Annotated in this window: 27 protein-coding genes; all 27 read left to right on the top strand. The window is 45.0% G+C overall.

The window, feature by feature from the left end; all coding sequences use genetic code 11:
* Window positions 1-2 precede the first annotated feature (2 nt).
* Window positions 3-359 (top strand): 50S ribosomal protein L22, encoded by a 357-nt coding sequence (rplV, locus tag IV71_RS02290; RefSeq protein ID WP_010691186.1) that lies wholly within the window; start codon window positions 3-5, stop codon window positions 357-359.
* Window positions 359-1,027, top strand: coding sequence for a 30S ribosomal protein S3 (gene rpsC, locus IV71_RS02285; RefSeq protein WP_010691187.1), 669 nt, complete (start codon window positions 359-361; stop codon window positions 1,025-1,027). Before rplV ends, rpsC begins: the two co-directional genes overlap by 1 nt.
* Before the next feature lie 14 nt (window positions 1,028-1,041).
* On the top strand, window positions 1,042-1,455 hold the full coding sequence (gene rplP, locus IV71_RS02280) for a 50S ribosomal protein L16 (protein ID WP_010691188.1): 414 nt from the start codon (window positions 1,042-1,044) through the stop codon (window positions 1,453-1,455).
* Entirely contained in the window at window positions 1,455-1,661 is a 207-nt protein-coding gene (gene rpmC, locus IV71_RS02275; protein ID WP_010691189.1) for a 50S ribosomal protein L29, read from the top strand. The genes rplP and rpmC overlap by 1 nt, the downstream gene beginning before the upstream one ends.
* Before the next feature lie 22 nt (window positions 1,662-1,683).
* On the top strand, window positions 1,684-1,950 hold the full coding sequence (gene rpsQ, locus IV71_RS02270; RefSeq protein WP_010691191.1) for a 30S ribosomal protein S17: 267 nt from the start codon (window positions 1,684-1,686) through the stop codon (window positions 1,948-1,950).
* A gap of 49 nt (window positions 1,951-1,999) precedes the next feature.
* The gene (gene rplN / locus IV71_RS02265; protein WP_010691192.1) at window positions 2,000-2,368 is read left to right on the top strand and encodes a 50S ribosomal protein L14; all 369 of its coding nucleotides are present in this window, start codon (window positions 2,000-2,002) and stop codon (window positions 2,366-2,368) included.
* 22 nt (window positions 2,369-2,390) lie between these two features.
* Window positions 2,391-2,699, top strand: a complete 309-nt coding sequence (gene rplX / locus IV71_RS02260) for a 50S ribosomal protein L24 (protein WP_010691193.1) — start codon at window positions 2,391-2,393, stop codon at window positions 2,697-2,699.
* Between the two features lie 35 nt (window positions 2,700-2,734).
* Window positions 2,735-3,277, top strand: coding sequence for a 50S ribosomal protein L5 (gene rplE, locus IV71_RS02255; RefSeq protein ID WP_010691195.1), 543 nt, complete (start codon window positions 2,735-2,737; stop codon window positions 3,275-3,277).
* Window positions 3,278-3,402: 125 nt separating this feature from the next.
* A complete protein-coding gene (rpsH, locus tag IV71_RS02250; RefSeq protein WP_010691196.1) occupies window positions 3,403-3,801 on the top strand; it encodes a 30S ribosomal protein S8 in 399 nt (132 codons plus the stop codon).
* Between the two features lie 24 nt (window positions 3,802-3,825).
* Window positions 3,826-4,362 (top strand): 50S ribosomal protein L6, encoded by a 537-nt coding sequence (gene rplF, locus IV71_RS02245; protein ID WP_010691197.1) that lies wholly within the window; start codon window positions 3,826-3,828, stop codon window positions 4,360-4,362.
* Between the two features lie 87 nt (window positions 4,363-4,449).
* Window positions 4,450-4,803 (top strand): 50S ribosomal protein L18, encoded by a 354-nt coding sequence (gene rplR, locus IV71_RS02240; RefSeq protein WP_010691198.1) that lies wholly within the window; start codon window positions 4,450-4,452, stop codon window positions 4,801-4,803.
* Window positions 4,804-4,822: 19 nt separating this feature from the next.
* Window positions 4,823-5,329 carry a 30S ribosomal protein S5 gene (gene rpsE, locus IV71_RS02235; RefSeq protein WP_010691199.1) on the top strand — a complete coding sequence of 169 codons (507 nt, stop codon included), beginning with the start codon at window positions 4,823-4,825 and terminating at the stop codon, window positions 5,327-5,329.
* Between the two features lie 11 nt (window positions 5,330-5,340).
* Window positions 5,341-5,523, top strand: a complete 183-nt coding sequence (gene rpmD / locus IV71_RS02230; RefSeq protein WP_010691200.1) for a 50S ribosomal protein L30 — start codon at window positions 5,341-5,343, stop codon at window positions 5,521-5,523.
* A gap of 29 nt (window positions 5,524-5,552) precedes the next feature.
* The gene (gene rplO, locus IV71_RS02225) at window positions 5,553-5,987 is read left to right on the top strand and encodes a 50S ribosomal protein L15 (RefSeq protein WP_010691201.1); all 435 of its coding nucleotides are present in this window, start codon (window positions 5,553-5,555) and stop codon (window positions 5,985-5,987) included.
* Entirely contained in the window at window positions 5,987-7,285 is a 1,299-nt protein-coding gene (gene secY, locus IV71_RS02220; protein WP_010691202.1) for a preprotein translocase subunit SecY, read from the top strand. The genes rplO and secY overlap by 1 nt, the downstream gene beginning before the upstream one ends.
* Before the next feature lie 19 nt (window positions 7,286-7,304).
* Complete coding sequence (locus IV71_RS02215; protein ID WP_010691203.1) at window positions 7,305-7,871, top strand: adenylate kinase; 567 nt, start codon at window positions 7,305-7,307, stop codon at window positions 7,869-7,871.
* A gap of 96 nt (window positions 7,872-7,967) precedes the next feature.
* The gene (gene infA, locus IV71_RS02210; RefSeq protein WP_010691205.1) at window positions 7,968-8,183 is read left to right on the top strand and encodes a translation initiation factor IF-1; all 216 of its coding nucleotides are present in this window, start codon (window positions 7,968-7,970) and stop codon (window positions 8,181-8,183) included.
* Between the two features lie 42 nt (window positions 8,184-8,225).
* Window positions 8,226-8,345, top strand: a complete 120-nt coding sequence (rpmJ, locus tag IV71_RS07720; RefSeq protein ID WP_010691209.1) for a 50S ribosomal protein L36 — start codon at window positions 8,226-8,228, stop codon at window positions 8,343-8,345.
* A 72-nt stretch (window positions 8,346-8,417) separates the two neighbouring features.
* Window positions 8,418-8,789 (top strand): 30S ribosomal protein S13, encoded by a 372-nt coding sequence (gene rpsM, locus IV71_RS02205; protein WP_010691210.1) that lies wholly within the window; start codon window positions 8,418-8,420, stop codon window positions 8,787-8,789.
* Between the two features lie 152 nt (window positions 8,790-8,941).
* Window positions 8,942-9,328 carry a 30S ribosomal protein S11 gene (gene rpsK / locus IV71_RS02200; RefSeq protein ID WP_010691211.1) on the top strand — a complete coding sequence of 129 codons (387 nt, stop codon included), beginning with the start codon at window positions 8,942-8,944 and terminating at the stop codon, window positions 9,326-9,328.
* Window positions 9,329-9,378: 50 nt separating this feature from the next.
* Window positions 9,379-10,323, top strand: coding sequence for a DNA-directed RNA polymerase subunit alpha (locus IV71_RS02195; protein ID WP_010691213.1), 945 nt, complete (start codon window positions 9,379-9,381; stop codon window positions 10,321-10,323).
* 35 nt (window positions 10,324-10,358) lie between these two features.
* A complete protein-coding gene (gene rplQ, locus IV71_RS02190; protein WP_010691214.1) occupies window positions 10,359-10,742 on the top strand; it encodes a 50S ribosomal protein L17 in 384 nt (127 codons plus the stop codon).
* A gap of 150 nt (window positions 10,743-10,892) precedes the next feature.
* Window positions 10,893-11,768 (top strand): ABC transporter ATP-binding protein, encoded by an 876-nt coding sequence (locus IV71_RS02185; RefSeq protein ID WP_010691215.1) that lies wholly within the window; start codon window positions 10,893-10,895, stop codon window positions 11,766-11,768.
* A complete protein-coding gene (locus tag IV71_RS02180) occupies window positions 11,768-12,628 on the top strand; it encodes an ABC transporter permease (protein ID WP_010691216.1) in 861 nt (286 codons plus the stop codon). Before IV71_RS02185 ends, IV71_RS02180 begins: the two co-directional genes overlap by 1 nt.
* 10 nt (window positions 12,629-12,638) lie before the next feature.
* Window positions 12,639-13,097 (top strand): LytTR family DNA-binding domain-containing protein, encoded by a 459-nt coding sequence (locus tag IV71_RS02175; protein ID WP_010691217.1) that lies wholly within the window; start codon window positions 12,639-12,641, stop codon window positions 13,095-13,097.
* A 9-nt stretch (window positions 13,098-13,106) separates the two neighbouring features.
* Window positions 13,107-13,523, top strand: coding sequence for a DUF3021 domain-containing protein (locus IV71_RS02170; protein ID WP_010691218.1), 417 nt, complete (start codon window positions 13,107-13,109; stop codon window positions 13,521-13,523).
* A gap of 454 nt (window positions 13,524-13,977) precedes the next feature.
* Window positions 13,978-16,291 (top strand): DUF1542 domain-containing protein (locus IV71_RS08025; protein ID WP_162258593.1); only part of this gene is annotated, 2,314 nt, incomplete at its 3' end.

The following is a 16,291-nucleotide window of genomic DNA, read 5'->3' as shown; positions in this document are numbered from 1 at the left end:
AAATGGCTGAACAAGTAACATCAGCTCGGGCGACTGCCAAGATCGTTCGCGTTGCCCCTCGTAAGGCGCGCTTAGTTCTTGATACGATTCGTCGGAAGAATGTCAACGAAGCCTTTGCAATCCTAAAGTTCTTGCCAAATACTTCAACTGAAGATATTTACAAGGTATTGAACTCAGCAGTTGCAAACGCTGAAAACAACTTTTCACTTGACCGTGAAGATTTGATCGTTAAGGAAGCATTCGCAAACGAAGGACCAACGCTTAAGCGTTTCCGTCCACGTGCGAAGGGATCAGCTTCCGCTATTAACAAGCGCACAAGCCACATTACGATTGTGGTTGCTGAGAAGGAGGAAAAGTAATGGGTCAAAAGATTAACCCAACTGGCTTCCGTGTCGGTGTCATCCGTGACTGGGATGCGAAGTGGTTTGCTAACAAGGCAGACTTTTCTAACCAACTTCTTGAAGACTTGCGTATTCGCAAGTACATCGAAGAGCACTTAACGGATGCGTCAGTTGACCGTGTCGAAATCGAACGCTCAACGAAGTCACGTATCGATTTGACTTTGCACACTGCCAAGCCAGGAATGGTTATTGGTAAGGGTGGTTCCGAAGTTGAAAAGTTGCGTACGCAATTAGCTAAGTTGACTGATGTTGACTCACGTGGCCGTCACAAGCGCGTGTTCATCAACATTGTTGAAATCAAAAAGCCAGACTTGTCTGCTCACTTGGTGGGAATGCAAGTTGCTGGTGATTTGGAACGTCGTGTTGCCTTCCGTCGTGCAATGCGTGGTGCGATCCAACGTGCCCGCCGTGCCGGTGCTAAGGGAATCAAGATTGTTGTTTCAGGTCGTTTGAACGGGGCAGATATGTCACGTATCGAACAGTACACTGAAGGAACTGTTCCACTCCACACACTCCGTGCCGACATCGATTACTCATGGGACGAAGCAGTTACTGCTTACGGAAACTTGGGTATCAAGACTTGGATCTACCGCGGTGATGTGTTGCCAAAGAAGAAGAACAAGTAAGGAGGGAAGCAAACATGTTAGTACCAAAGCGTGTTAAGTTCCGTCGTGTACACCGTGGCCACATGCGTGGTGAAGCAAAGGGTGGAAAGACGGTTGCCTTCGGTGACTACGGCTTGCAAGCAACGACTTCAAGCTGGATTACTAACCGGCAAATTGAAGCTGCCCGTATTGCAATGACCCGTTATATGAAGCGTGGTGGTAAGGTCTGGATTAAGATTTTCCCACACAAGTCATATACATCGAAGGGTGTTGGTGTTCGAATGGGTAACGGTAAGGGTGCACCTGAAGGATGGGTTGCCCCAGTTAAGCGTGGTAAGGTAATGTTCGAAGTTGGTGGCGTGGCTAAGCCTGTTGCCTTGGAAGCATTGCGTCTTGCCTCACACAAGTTGCCTGTTAAGACGAAGATTATTGCTCGGGAGGCTGAATAATGGCGAAAGCAAATGAATTAAAAGCTTTGTCACTTGCGGATTTGCAAAAGCGCGAAGCCGAATTCAAGGAAGAATTGTTCAACCTTCGTTTCCAATTGGCTACTGGTCAATTGGAAAACACGGCCCGTATTTCAAAAGTTCGTAAGGACATTGCACGTGTGAAGACTGTCATTCGTGCACAACAGTTGGCAGAAGCCAACAAATAAGACGAAAGGAAGAAGCTGAATAATGAGTGAAGAACGTAACGCTCGTAAGGTCTACCGTGGCCGTGTCGTTTCCGACAAGATGGAAAAGACAATTACTGTTGCCGTTGACACTTACGTCAACCACCCAGTTTATGGTAAGCGAGTTCGCTATACGAAGAAGTTCAAGGCCCATGATGAAAAGAATGTTGCCAAGCAAGGCGACATCGTCCAAATCATGGAAACTCGTCCTTTGTCTGCAACGAAGCACTTCCGTTTGGTTAAGGTCATTGAAGAGGCCGTTATCCTTTAATTTAGGTTAACCATTCGTCTGTAATAATTGCTAACAAGGAGGATGAACCATGATTCAACAAGAGAGTCGTTTGAAAGTGGCTGATAACTCTGGCGCACGTGAGATCTTGACGATTAAAGTGCTCGGTGGTTCTGGCCGTAAGGTTGCTGGCATCGGTGACATGATTGTTGCTACTGTTAAGCAAGCTATCCCTGGTGGTACAGTGAAGAAGGGTGACGTCGTTAAGGCTGTCATCGTGCGAACTGTTTCTGACGTACGTCGTACGGACGGTTCATACATCAACTTTGATGAAAACGCTGCTGTTATCGTAAAGGATGACAAGTCACCAGTCGGAACGCGTATCTTTGGCCCTGTTGCTCGTGAATTGCGTGACAACAACTATACGCGTATCGTTTCATTGGCACCAGAAGTGCTCTAATACTGACAAGGAGGAGCCAATCATGTTTGTAAAAACAGGTGATAAGGTTCGCGTCATTGCAGGTAAGGACAAGGGTAAGGAAGGAACAATCACTAAGACTGTTGCTTCAAAGAACCGTGTCGTTGTCGAAGGCGTAAACCTCGTTAAGAAGCATCAAAAGCCTTCTAACGAATATCCACAGGGTGGTGTTATCGATACAGAAGCACCTATCCATGCATCAAACGTGCAACTACTTGACCCTTCAACGAACGAACCAACGAAGGTTGGATTCAAGTTTGAAGACGGCAAGAAGGTACGTTTTGCCAAGAAGTCTGGCAACAAGCTGGGCTAATTAAGCTAACCATTTGAAAGGTAGAAATCATTATCATGGCAAATGAATTAAAAGAAAAATATGTTAATGAAGTTCAACCTGCTTTAATCAAGAAGTTTAACTTCACGTCAATCATGCAAGCACCTAAGATCGAAAAGATCGTATTGAACATGGGTGTTGGTGATGCCGTGTCAAACTCAAAGAACCTCGATGAAGCGGTTGAAGAATTGAAGCTGATTGCTGGTCAACAACCAGTAATCACGCGTGCTAAGAAGTCAATCGCCGGTTTCCGTTTGCGTGAAGGAATGGCAATCGGGACCAAGGTTACTTTGCGTGGCGAACGCATGTACGAATTCTTGGACAAGTTGATCAACATCTCCTTGCCACGTGTTCGTGATTTCCATGGTGTTTCTGGTAAGGCCTTTGACGGTCGTGGAAACTACACATTGGGTATCCGTGAACAGTTGATTTTCCCTGAAATCGACTTTGACAAGGTGAACAAGGTTCGCGGTTTGGACATCGTTATCGTAACGACTGCCCAAAACGATGAAGAAGGTCACGAATTGTTGGCACAACTTGGCATGCCATTTGCTAAGTAAGACGACAATTAAGGACGGTCACTCACTTGAGTGACACGTTCTTAAGTCCGGTAGACTTTGGTCTGCTTGACTTAAGAGCGTATCAATTGTTGTTACGTTCAAAATATAAAGGAGGATATCGATAGATGTCTATGACTGATCCAATTGCTGATTTTTTGACTCGTATTCGTAACGCCAACTTGGCGCGTCACGCTTCCGTTTCAATTCCAGCATCAAAAATGAAGAAGAGCATGGCTGAGATCTTGAAGCAAGAAGGTTTCATCCGCGACTTTGAATTCGTTGAAGACAACAAGCAAGGTGTTATCAACGTATTCTTGAAGTACGGAGAAGATCAAGAGCGTGTTATCACTGGTATCAAGCGTGTGTCAAAGCCTGGTTTGCGTAAGTACGCTAAGGCCGAAGACATGCCAAAGGTTTTGAATGGCCTTGGTATCGCGATTGTGTCAACATCAATGGGTGTTGTCACTGATAAAGTCGCACGCGCTAACCAAGTTGGTGGCGAAGTGCTGGCTTACGTTTGGTAATATATCTAAGAAAGGAGACTTACCATGAGCCGTATTGGTAATAAAGTAGTTACGATTCCTGCTGGCGTTGAAGTTAAGCAGGACGGACAACACGTCACGGTTAAGGGACCTAAGGGTGAATTGTCATACACAATCAACCCTGAAATCACGATGCACATGGATGGAACGGAAGTTCGTTTCACTCGTGCAGCCGAAGACAAGAAGCACCGTGCCTTGCACGGAACGACCACAGCAAACTTCATCAACATGATCGAAGGTGTTACCCAAGGTTTCACTAAGACATTGAAGATGGTTGGTGTTGGTTACCGTGCCGCAAAGAAGGGTTCAGTATTGAACCTGTCAGTTGGAATGTCACACCCAGTTGACTTTGAAGATCGCGAAGGATTGACGGTTGAAGTACCTGATGCTTTGACAATCAAGATTTCTGGAATCTCAAAGCAAGCCGTTGGTGACTTTGCCGCTGAAGTTCGCGCCGTTCGCCCCCCAGAACCATATAAGGGTAAGGGAATTCGTTACGAAGGCGAAGTTGTTAAGCGCAAGGAAGGTAAGACTGGTAAGTAAGCTTAACGCTTTACGATCAGTTTTCACCGGATTAATTAATTATTTTGAACAGGCAATTACGATTGCCTAGAAAAGGAAAGCACAGCTATGATTTCAAAACCAGATAAGAACAAGCTCCGTGCACGTCGCCACAAGCGCGTCCGCGGAAAGGTCTCTGGTACTGCTGCTCGCCCACGTTTGAACGTTTTCCGTTCTAATGTAAACATCTACGCTCAATTGATTGATGACGTAGCGGGTGTAACGCTAGCAAGTGCCTCATCACAATCTGCCGATGTTACCGGCACGAAGGTTGAACAAGCCGTTAAGGTTGGTGAGTTAATCGCCAAGAACGCCAAGGCTGCTAACATCGAAGAAGTTGTCTTCGATCGTGGTGGTTATGTCTATCACGGACGTGTGAAGGCTTTGGCTGATTCAGCTCGTGAAAACGGCTTGAAGTTCTAAGGAAAGGAGGAATAAACAAATGGTTGAATTCGTAAACCCTAAAGAATTAGGTGAATTAGAAGAAAACGTTGTCGCAATTAACCGTGTTACCAAGGTTGTTAAGGGTGGACGTCGTTTGCGTTTCGGTGCTTTGGTTGTCGTTGGTGACAAGCAAGGACACGTTGGTTTCGGAACTGGTAAGGCGCAAGAAGTGCCTGAAGCTATCCGTAAGGCCGTCGAAGATGCAAAGCGCAACTTGATCACTGTCCCAATGGTTGGTACGACTATTCCTCACGATGTTCTTGGAGAACATGCAGGTGGTAAGATTTTGATCAAGCCAGCTGAAGAAGGTGCCGGGGTTGCCGCTGGTGGTTCTACTCGTTCCGTTATGGAATTAGCTGGAATCGCTGATGTGACTGCAAAGTCACTTGGTTCATCAACTCCAGTTAACGTTGTCCGCGCAACTTTTGATGGTTTGTCAAAGTTGAAGGATGCAAACGACGTTGCAAACTTACGTGGTGTTTCATTGGAACACTTGGCTGAATAAGGAGCGATAACATGGCTGATTTGAAGATCACTTTGATTAAGAGTGCGGCTCATCGCTTGCCTAAGCAACGTGCCATCGTTAAGTCACTTGGACTTAACCGTGTGTCAAGCTCAGTGGTGAAGCCAGATAACGCAGCGACTCGTGGCGCAATCTTCCATATTGCACACTTGATCTCTGTTGAAGAAGTAAAGTAAAAATAATCTAGAAAAGGAGGGACCAAACCATGGATTTGAACGAATTACAACCTGCTGCAGGCTCACGCTTTGTACGCAACCGTGTTGGTCGTGGTACATCATCTGGAAATGGTAAGACTGCTGGTCGTGGTCAAAAGGGTCAAAAGGCTCGTGGTAAGACGCGTCTTGGCTTCGAAGGTGGACAGATGCCTTTGTACCGTCGTATCCCAAAGCGTGGATTTACAAACATTTCACGCAAGGAATTCGCTGTTGTTAACTTGGACAAGTTGAACAACTTCGATAACGGTACTGAAGTGACACCAGCTTTGTTGATTGAATCTGGTCTCGTTAAGAACCAAAAAGATGGTGTGAAGATTTTGGGTAACGGTCAACTTGACAAGAAGTTGACGGTTAAGGCCAACAAGTTCTCTGCATCAGCCGTAAAGGCAATTGAACAAGCTGGTGGTAACACCGAGGTGATTTAATGTTCCGCACGTTATTTAATGCTATCCGACAAAAAGATATTCGCAAAAAGATGCTTTGGACTGTGTTTTTGATTTTCGTTTATCGAATTGGAACACATATTACCGTTCCTGGTGTGAACCCTGCTGCCTTGCAGTCTGTGGCGAACTCAGGTTTGCTAAACATCTTAAATATCTTCTCGGGTGGGGGACTGCTGAACTTCTCCCTCTTTGCGATGGGAGTGTCACCCTATGTGACGGCGCAAATTGTTGTGCAGTTGCTGCAATTAGATATCGTGCCACGTTTTGTCGAATGGAGTAAGCAAGGTGAAGTTGGTCGACGGAAGCTGAATCAAGCAACCCGTTATTTGACCATTATCTTTGCTTTTTTGCAATCAGTCGGAATTACGGCTGGTTTCAACTCCTTAGCCGCCTATGGCTTGGTCAAGCAGACCAACAACGTGACCTCTTTCTTGTTGATTGGTTCGGTCATGACAATGGGTACTTTCTTTGCCATGTGGCTTGGTGAGATGATTACGGAAAAGGGTCTCGGGAACGGCGTTTCCATGATCATCTTTTCTGGAATTATTTCGCAAACCCCAAGTGCGTTCAAGGAAATCTTTACTGAAAACGTCCTGCAGGCTTCAAAGTCTCAAGTGGTTAACGGTTGGATTTTCGTCGCTGTATTGGTTTTGGCCATTATTTTGATTATTGGCATTACGACTTGGTTCTACGAAGCAGCTCGTAAGCTACAGATTCAATACACACGTTCAGCTGCATCTTACGGTTCTGAAGCCTATTTGCCACTGAAGTTGAACGTTTCCGGTGTTATTCCTGTTATCTTTGCTTCGTCTTTGATTTCAACACCACAAACAATTCTTTTCGCCTTTCAGAGTAAGTACTCGAGTGACCAATGGTTTAAGGTCTTGAAGGAAATCTTCTCAATGCAGACGATTACCGGAGCGGTCTTCTATACAGCCATGATTATCCTCTTTACTTACTTCTATGCCTTTGTTCAAGTTAATCCGGAAAAGCTTTCGGAAAACTTGCAAAAGCAAGGTGCTTACATCGTGTCGGTTCGACCTGGTGTCGAAACGCAGAAGTTTATCACGAAGCTTTTGTTGCGTCTCTCCTTTGTTGGGGCGCTTTACCTTGGCTTTGTTGCCCTGGTGCCACTGATTGCTTCTGATGTTTGGGGATTGAATGAAAAGATTGGATTGGGTGGAACATCCCTCCTAATCACAATCGGGGTTACCCTTGATTTGCTTCGTCAAATCGATGGTTTGCTGCAAAAGAAGAACTACGTGGGCTTTCTCCACTAGTTCATGAAGGAGTCTCGTTATGACAAAAAACTTAATTCTTTTGGGCCTGCCTGGCGCAGGTAAGGGAACACAAGCAGAAAAGATTGTTGCCGATTATCCGATGGTTCACATTTCGACCGGTGACATTTTCCGAGCAAACTTACGCGACAAGACGGCATTGGGTGAAAAAGCCCGTGCCTACATGGACGCCGGTAACTTGGTACCTGATGAAATCACAAATGCGATGGTCGCCGATCGGTTGACACAAAAAGATGTGGTTGAAAATGGTTTCATGCTTGATGGTTATCCACGAAACGAAGACCAAGCGAAGTTCCTAGACCAATTCTTATCAGAGCACGGGGAAGCTGTTTCAGCGACGCTATACTTTAAGGTTTCTGATGATGTTTTGGTTCAACGACTTTTGGGTCGTGGACGTGCCGATGACACGAAAGATGTGATCGCACACCGCTTGGAAGTCAACAAGAAGGCGAATTTGCCATTGGTTGACTATTATGAAAAGCACCATGTTCTCCATACCATTGATGGTGAAGGCGATTTGGATTCAATCTATTCAGCCGTTAAAACCGTCTTGAATGGCTTGAACTAAGGCTTTTCTTGTCAACTATTGAAAATTCTGGTATAATTTGATAGGTTAAGCACTTATCAATTATGTTGAAGCATGGTTACATAGGAGGTAATCTGCGTGGCCAACGATGTCATTGAAATTGAAGGCAAAGTCAAAGAGACAATGCCAAACGCAATGTTTCAAGTCGAACTTGAAAATGGGGCGGTAATCCTGGCGCATGTTTCCGGTAAGATTCGTAAGAATTACATCCGTATCTTGCCAGGTGACCGCGTCACAGTTGAGATGTCACCCTACGACTTGACAAAGGGTCGTATTACTTACCGTTTCCGTTAAGGAACGGTCGATAATCAGTTAACCGAATAGGAGGAATAGATTATGAAGGTACGTCCATCAGTAAAAAAGATGTGTGAATCTTGTCGCGTAATCAAGCGTAACGGCCGGACAATGGTGATTTGCCCAGCTAACGCCAAGCACAAGCAACGCGCAGGTAAGTAAAACTTACCATTTAATAACACTTGAAAATGAACGTTAAGGTTCTTTCAAAATAACAAAAGGAGGTAAATTGTTATGGCTCGTATTGAAGGTATTGATTTGCCACGTGACAAGCGTATTGTCATCGGCTTAACATACATCTACGGAATCGGTGCACAGACTGCACAAAAGATCTTGAAGACGGCCGGTGTGTCAGAAGACATCCGTGTTCGTGATTTGTCAGTTGATGACGAAGACAAGATCCGTGAAGCAATTGCTTCATTGAACTTGCAGTTGGAAGGTGATTTGCGTCGTAAGGTATCACTTGATATCAAGGGACTCCAAGAAATCGCTTCGTACCGTGGTATTCGTCACCGTAAGGGATTGCCCGTTCGTGGACAACACACGAAGAACAACGCCCGTACTCGCAAAGGCCCAGCTACGGCAATTGCAGGTAAGAAGAAGTAATCTTTCTTACCATCTCTTTAATGAAAAAGCGGCTTAAGCCAATTTTTAAAAGAGCCTCACTTTCGTGAGAAATGATTATCACAACCATAGTTGTGTAATGTTGATGAGTATTGCTCATCCGAGAAATTATAAGAAAAAGAAGGAGGCATATTATGGCAGTTCGCACAACGCGTAAGCGTCGCGTCAAAAAGAACATTGAATCTGGTGTGGCACACATCCACGCTACTTTCAACAACACGATCGTCATGATTACCGATGCACAAGGTAACGCTGTTGCCTGGTCATCAGCCGGTGCCCTTGGATTCAAGGGATCCCGTAAGTCTACGCCTTTCGCTGCTCAAATGGCAGCGGAAGCAGCCGCTAAGTCAGCATTGGACGTTAACATGCGTACCGTTGCTGTTACGGTTAAGGGCCCTGGTTCCGGTCGTGAATCAGCCATTCGTGCATTGGCCGCAGCTGGTCTTGAAGTAACGTCAATCAAGGATGTTACCCCAGTTCCCCATAACGGATCACGCCCACCAAAGCGTCGTCGTGTTTAATTGATTTTCATTGCGCTTTGCTTTGAAAAGAGGGGGGTTAGAGTTAACAGATGATTGAATTTGAAAAGCCAGATATTCATAACATCGAAGAGGATGCCAACTACGGTAAGTTTATCGTAGAACCTCTTGAGCGTGGCTATGGAACGACTTTGGGTAACTCCCTTCGTCGCGTCTTGCTGTCATCGCTTCCTGGCGTAGCAATCAACACTGTTCAAATTGACGGTGTTGTGCACGAATTCTCCACCGTTGACGGTGTTGTAGAAGACGTCACACAGCTAATCTTGAACTTGAAGAAAGTTGTTTTTGCTACGGATTCAGCTGAAGAACACAGCTTGGAACTCGATGTAACGGGACCAAGAGATGTCACTGCTGCCGACTTGGTTGGTTCAGCAGACGTCGAAGTGTTAAACCCTGATTTGCATATCGCTACTTTGGCAGCCGGAAAGTCATTACACATGACCGTAACGGTTGTTAAGGGACGTGGTTATGCTTCAGCTGAAGAAAACAAGCAATTACGTGATGAAATGCCAATCGGTGTTTTAACGGTTGATTCAATTTACACGCCAATTGAGCGAGTAAACTACCACGTGGAACAAAAGCGTGTTGGTGCTCGTGATGACTTTGATAAGTTGACGATGGAAGTTTGGACGAACGGTTCGATTAAGCCATCTGACGCTTTGAGTCTTGGTTCAAAGATTCTAACAGAACACCTGAACTTGTTCACGGATATTTCCCCAGTCGCACAAGAAACCAAGGTGATGGTTGAAGCAGAAACGCCTGTTAACGCAGCCGCTGATGCCGCTCCTATCGAAGACTTGGACTTGTCAGTTCGCTCTTACAACTGCTTGAAGAGGGCCGGTATCAACACGATTGAAGAGTTGACTGACCGTTCCGAAGCCGACATGATGAAGGTTCGCAACTTGGGCCGTAAGTCATTAGACGAAATTCAAGAAAAGTTGACTGAGATGGGCTTGGGCTTCCGTCAAGAAGATTAATTCATCAAAAGTTTAGAAAAAAGGAGGATTAACCGATGTCATACCGTAAGTTAGGCCGTACTTCATCACAACGTAAGGCAATGATGCGTGATTTGACTACTGACTTGTTGATTAACGGCCGGATTCAGACCACTGAAGCCCGCGCTAAGGAAATCCGCAAGACGGCTGATCAAATGATCACGCTTGGTAAGAAGGGTGACTTGTCTGCACGTCGTAAGGCAGCTGCCTACGTTCGTAACGAAGTTGCTGACGTCAAGGAAGACGGCGACAACATCCGCATCCAAACTGCTTTGCAAAAGTTGTTTGAAGATATCGCACCACGCTTTGCAGAACGCAATGGTGGATACACGCGTATCATGAAGACTGTTCAACGTCGTGGAGACGCTGCACAAATGGTTATCTTGGAGTTAGTTGACTAATTTCTTGGATGCCTGAAACCTCTGACCACTTGGTCAGGGGTTTTTCTTTTCTCTTTTTGACCGCTTAACTATCGAAAAGAACCGGTTAGCGACTTTTCTGCCAGCAACTTTCTCCTATCCGTATACTTAAAAGTGGTAAAGGAGAAATATATGTTACTTGAAGCAAAGGGCATTAGTCAAAAATATGGTGATAAGGTGGCGGTTAATCAGCTTTCTCTTTCAGTACAAAAGGGTTCGCTAACGGCTCTTTTAGGACCCAATGGTGCTGGAAAGTCGACCACCATGAAGATGCTGATTGGTCTAACGAAGCCGACGAGTGGAACCGTTCAGTATGAACAGGGAACTAAAATCGGCGTTGTCTTTCAGAATAGTGTTTTGGACAATGAATTAACTGTAAGAGAAAACCTTGAATCGAGAGCAAATCTCTATAAGGGTGTTAATAAGGCACGAATTGCCCTTTTAATCACTAATTTAGGTTTGAGTGGCTTTGCGAACCAACGTTATGGGACGTTGTCTGGAGGTCAAAAGAGGCGGGTTGATATTGCTCGTGCCCTATTGAATCAACCAGACATTCTCTTCCTCGACGAACCAACAACGGCCTTAGATATTCAAACACGCATGGGCATCTGGCACTTGCTGCATCAGCTGCAGGCACAAGAGGGGTTAACCATTGTGCTAACCACACATTATCTTGATGAAGCTGATCACGCAGATAAAGTCTATATCGTGGATCACGGGCAACTGATTGCCAAAGGTTCTGCCGAACAGATTAAAAAGGAACACGCCAAAAGTCGTCTGCTTATCAGCGTAGCTCCTGAAAAGCGAGAACATTTGATTGGAACGCTTGATTCCGCTGGATATGCCTACCAAGCAGAAGGAAACGAACACCTGGTAATTCTTGGACTCGGTAGTCAGGCCACCATTGAACTGTTGTCGAAAGTTTCGGCAATTATTCGCGACTTTGAATACCGACTTGGAACCATGGATGATGCTTTTGTTGCATTAACTGGAAAGGAGATGCGCTAATGTCTGCCATTGTAAAACGAAACCTAACGTTGTATTTTCGGAACCGATCTGGAGTGTTCTTTTCGCTCATGGGTGCGTTGATTTCCTTTGTTCTCTACATTGTCTTTTTGAAAAGTAATATCAAAGCGGGCTGGTCGAACGTGCCAAATACAAACCAGTTATTGGATACATGGTTGATTGCTGGTACGTTAACTATTGCCGGTATTTCGACGAGTCTCACTTCACTCTCGCAAATGATTAAAGACAAAGAAAGCCACGTTGATTGGGACCTTTCCCTGACTGATGTGAACAAAAAAGGGATGGCTTATGCCTACGTTTTGTCAGCTTCGATTGTGGCTTTTATCATGCAGTTTGTTCTTTTTTGGGTAATGGTCGCCTACTTCGCATGGGCCGATGGTCTATCAATGGATTGGAAAGTCTTGCCCACCACGTTTTGTGTGATGGCCGTGTCGTCAATTTTAGCGACTTCGGTCAATCAGTTACTGTTGCGCTTTGTTAAATCCGTTGACTCATTGTCTAAAATTTCTACACTGGTCGGAACTGCTTCTGGTTTTTTGGTAGGGACTTACATTCCTTTGGGAACGTTACCCGATTCAGCACAAACAGTCATGAAGTTGACTCCTGGAACCTACATTGCCTCACTTTATCGACAGGTTATGATGGATGGGTCCCTTGCGGATGCTTTTGGAAAAGGAACGAGCCAATTACTCGACTTTGAACAAAAAATGGGTGTTAGAATAAAATTAACTAGTTTAATGTCCCTAGAAGATACTTGGAAAATGGTAGCGGTACTCATCCTAATCTTCTTACTATTTGTCCGCCGCCAGGCACGGAAGTCTGCTAAGGTGACAAACCAATAAGGAAAATGACGTGGTTGAATCCTTCGAAAAGAAATTAACGCTTGATAACGGGCAGATTGAGGTCGTCATTCGCTCAAAAAAAGATGGTGCCCGGGTGCAACAACTCTTGCACCAACTATCATCATGGCCAAAAACAGTTACTGATCGCTTGACGATTAAGACCAGTGACGGCTTAGTGGTTGTAAAAGTGGCAGACATTGTTTACCTGGATGTACTTGATAAGGAACTGATTATCTACTTGCAACAGGGGACGGCCGTGATGACTTCACAGACCTTGGCTACGTTTTTAAAGAAGATAGCCAATCCGGATTTTGTTCAAGTATCTAAGCACTCCGCTGTGAACATTAACCATTTAAAAGCGCTGGAAAACTCGTTTTCTGGTTCCATGTTGGCGAAACTAGCTGGTAACCAGCAGACGATGGTTAGCCGACGTTATGTGAAGGCGCTGAAGCAAGCACTCGGTTTATAGGAGAGAATCATGCGTAATATCATCCAACATGTTTTGAAGGGGATTGCCTTTGGGTCATCGTCTTATGTGATTATTTTAGCCTTAACTTCAAGCAGCGAAGCCTATATGCCCCGTGAAAACATTATCGCTGTTTTGGCCATGTCCGCCGTTATTGGCCTTTGGAGCATGATTTTTGAGTGGGAGGGGCCGAATTTTTTAACAGTTTTTATTTTGCATTTTCTCGGAAGCGGTGCCATTGTCTGGGCAACGGGGCATTTGGTTCGTTGTTTTTATTTAAGTGTGGATAACCCAGTTGTATGGGTCTACTTTGTCACCACTTACGTCGTTATCTGGTTAATTATTTTATTTAACCAAAGACGACAGGTAGCGGCCATTAATTCGATTATTAATCAGCGTGATGCTGCACATCAGAACGAAAAAGACTGAGCGTAAGCTCGGTTTTTTTATTGCTTTCGATAAATTTATTAAAAATTTAACTTTTATCTTTTCGTCTTCAAGAACAAAAAGAGTAAAAAAGTATCGCTATCAAATGTATTTTCGGTCACAAATTGTCACGCTTTGAAACCCAGCCGCTCACTGGAAGTAAAGCGTAGAAAATGCTCTAGCAGTAGGGTTGAAGGGTCTTGTTTTTCTTATAAATACGTTGTTTAGAATGTGTCTATTTAAGGTTAAAAAGTATCGCTATTTTTTAAACAATCTTCTGCACTTTTTTTCTAAATAAGCTGAAATTCTTCTTTATATTTTTCTTAAGAAAGTCGGTTGATTTGCCTTTATAACAGGTGTTTGACGGGGTGGCCGTCTTTTTGTTTTCTCTAAAAAGGTGTATAATAGAACTTGAGAAATAACTCGTTTATGAAGAAGTTTCCGGAGGGATCTTTTTATGAATAAAGAATATATTAAAAAAGAACATTACAAAATGTATAAGGCTGGTAAACGGTGGATTTACGCAACGGTTGCCGCTTTTTCACTAACCGGTGTTGGGGCATCTGTTGCCTCGCATTCTGATCTAGGTCACCTTTTCCCGTTGAATTCCGTGATGGAAGCCATTGGAGGGGATGCTGCGTCTGCGGATGACAGTGATACTGGGACAGTGCCGCAACAATTTAATAACGGTGCGCAAACGTATCCGGACGTGGCAAGCATTTCATTTGCCAATAAACGAGAAGCAACGCTTGGTAAGTGGGTTAACATTGGGCCCATCGAAAAGTTTGTGCAAAACGGGAAGGGGGATCCACAGTACTTTAACTTTGGAATTACCCAAGCCTACGCACGTGTTGATAGCAATGGCAATCCTTACATCACCATTGCCATCGGTAAATCTCAATTAGCTGTTCAATCCTACGGTGCCCGTAACTCTGTTTATGGTTACATGATCAGGAAAGATGGCTTCAAGCAAGTCTTTAACAAGCAGTATCCAGCGGTGAATGTTTGGACCTATATTTCGACTAGTCCCATGACCAGTGAATACAATCAGCTCGGGTTACAGTTCACGGCCAACTCAAACATTGGGGGCAGTGATGGTGGTGATCATCAGGCTGTGCTGCCGGTTAAGGTGCAGGTTCAAGATACAAATGGCTTGAATGATGACATTAAAAAAGCTCAAGCTGTCGTGACAGCTGCTGAGACCGAAACCGACAAGATGATGGACCTCTTGAAGGCGGAACAGACCAAAATTGATAACGCCATTGATGCTGATCCGACTTTAACAAGTACAGAAAAAACGAACCAAAAGGCCTTAATTCCGCCAATGCTTACTGAAGCAAAGGCAAAGATGGATGCCGAAGTTGACACAGCAACGATTGATTCCATCGAACAGTCTTATATTCCAAAGATTGACGCGGCCCATACTCAGGGAACACCCTTAGCAGACCAAAAAACCGCCGCTAAGAAAGTCGTCGATAACAAGGCCAATGCTCAAGTTACCGCCATTAAAGCGAATAACGACATGACTGATGCCGAGCAAACCGCTGCCATCAAAAAGGTAACGGATGCGCAGACAACGATGGATAATAACATCGATAATGCTACGGATGCCGACCACGTGAACAGTTCTCGCGATGATAGCACGCAAAACGGCATTATCGAAAATGCCAATCAAGCAGCGATGACTTTGGCAGCTCGTCAAGCCGCAGCAAAGTCTCAGCTCGAAACCGATAAAACAAATGCTGAAAATGAAATTGATGGGGATGTCACACTCACGTCCAGCGAAAAGACACAGCGCAAAGCTGCCATCGAATCAGCGGTTAGTTCAGCTGAAGCAACGATTGCCTCCGCTACCAAAGCACAACAGGTTGTGGACGCGTTAAACGCTGCTGAGACGACAATCACCAACGAACAGGTTCACGGGACTGATTTAGACGTACAAAAGACGACGGCTAAGCAGTCCGTCTCAGACTATGCTGACCAAATCAAGCAGCAAATTGCCGCTGATAATACATTAACAACTGCTGAAAAGAACCAGCAAACCAGAAACGTTGACCAAGCGGTTGTGAACATCCAGAAACAAATTGCGGATGCAGCCAACGCTGATATGGTTAATAAGTATCGTGATGATGGTAAGAACGCCATTAAGGAAATGTACCAGCCTGGTACCGCACTTTCCGATCAAAAGACCAATGCAAAGGGCAAAGTCGATGCGGAAGCAACAACGGTTAAAGCTGCTATCAAGGCCGACAACACGTTAACGACTGACGAAAAGAATGCTCAAACGGCAGCAGTTGAGTCAGACCGGCAAAAGGCTGATCAAAACATTGATAACGCAACGAATGCTGATGGTGTGAACACTGCCCGTGATAACGGGATTGCGGCCATTGATGCCGACCATCAGTCTGGTAAGTCAACGGACGATCAGAAGACGACCCAAAAGGCCAGCGTCGATGCTGAGGCCAAGAAGGTATCCACTGCTATCAATGCTGACAACACACTGACGACTGATGAGAAGAACGCGCAGTTGGCAGCAGTTGAATCCGACCGCCAGTCAGCCGATAACAACATTGATAATGCTTCAGATGCCGATGGTATTAATGATGCTGCTTCAGCTGGTATCGCCACAATTGATGCCGATCACCAACCTGGCAAGTCAATCGACGATCAGAAGACGACCCAAAAGGCCAATGTCGATGCCGAAGCCAAGAAGGTGGATGCTGCCATTAGTGCCGACAACACACTGACGACTGATGAAAAGAATGCTCAAA

This window comes from Fructobacillus fructosus KCTC 3544 (assembly GCF_001438695.1).
GTDB classification, from domain to species: Bacteria; Bacillota; Bacilli; order Lactobacillales; family Lactobacillaceae; genus Fructobacillus; species Fructobacillus fructosus.
This window is presented reverse-complemented; position numbering and strand designations above follow the sequence as displayed.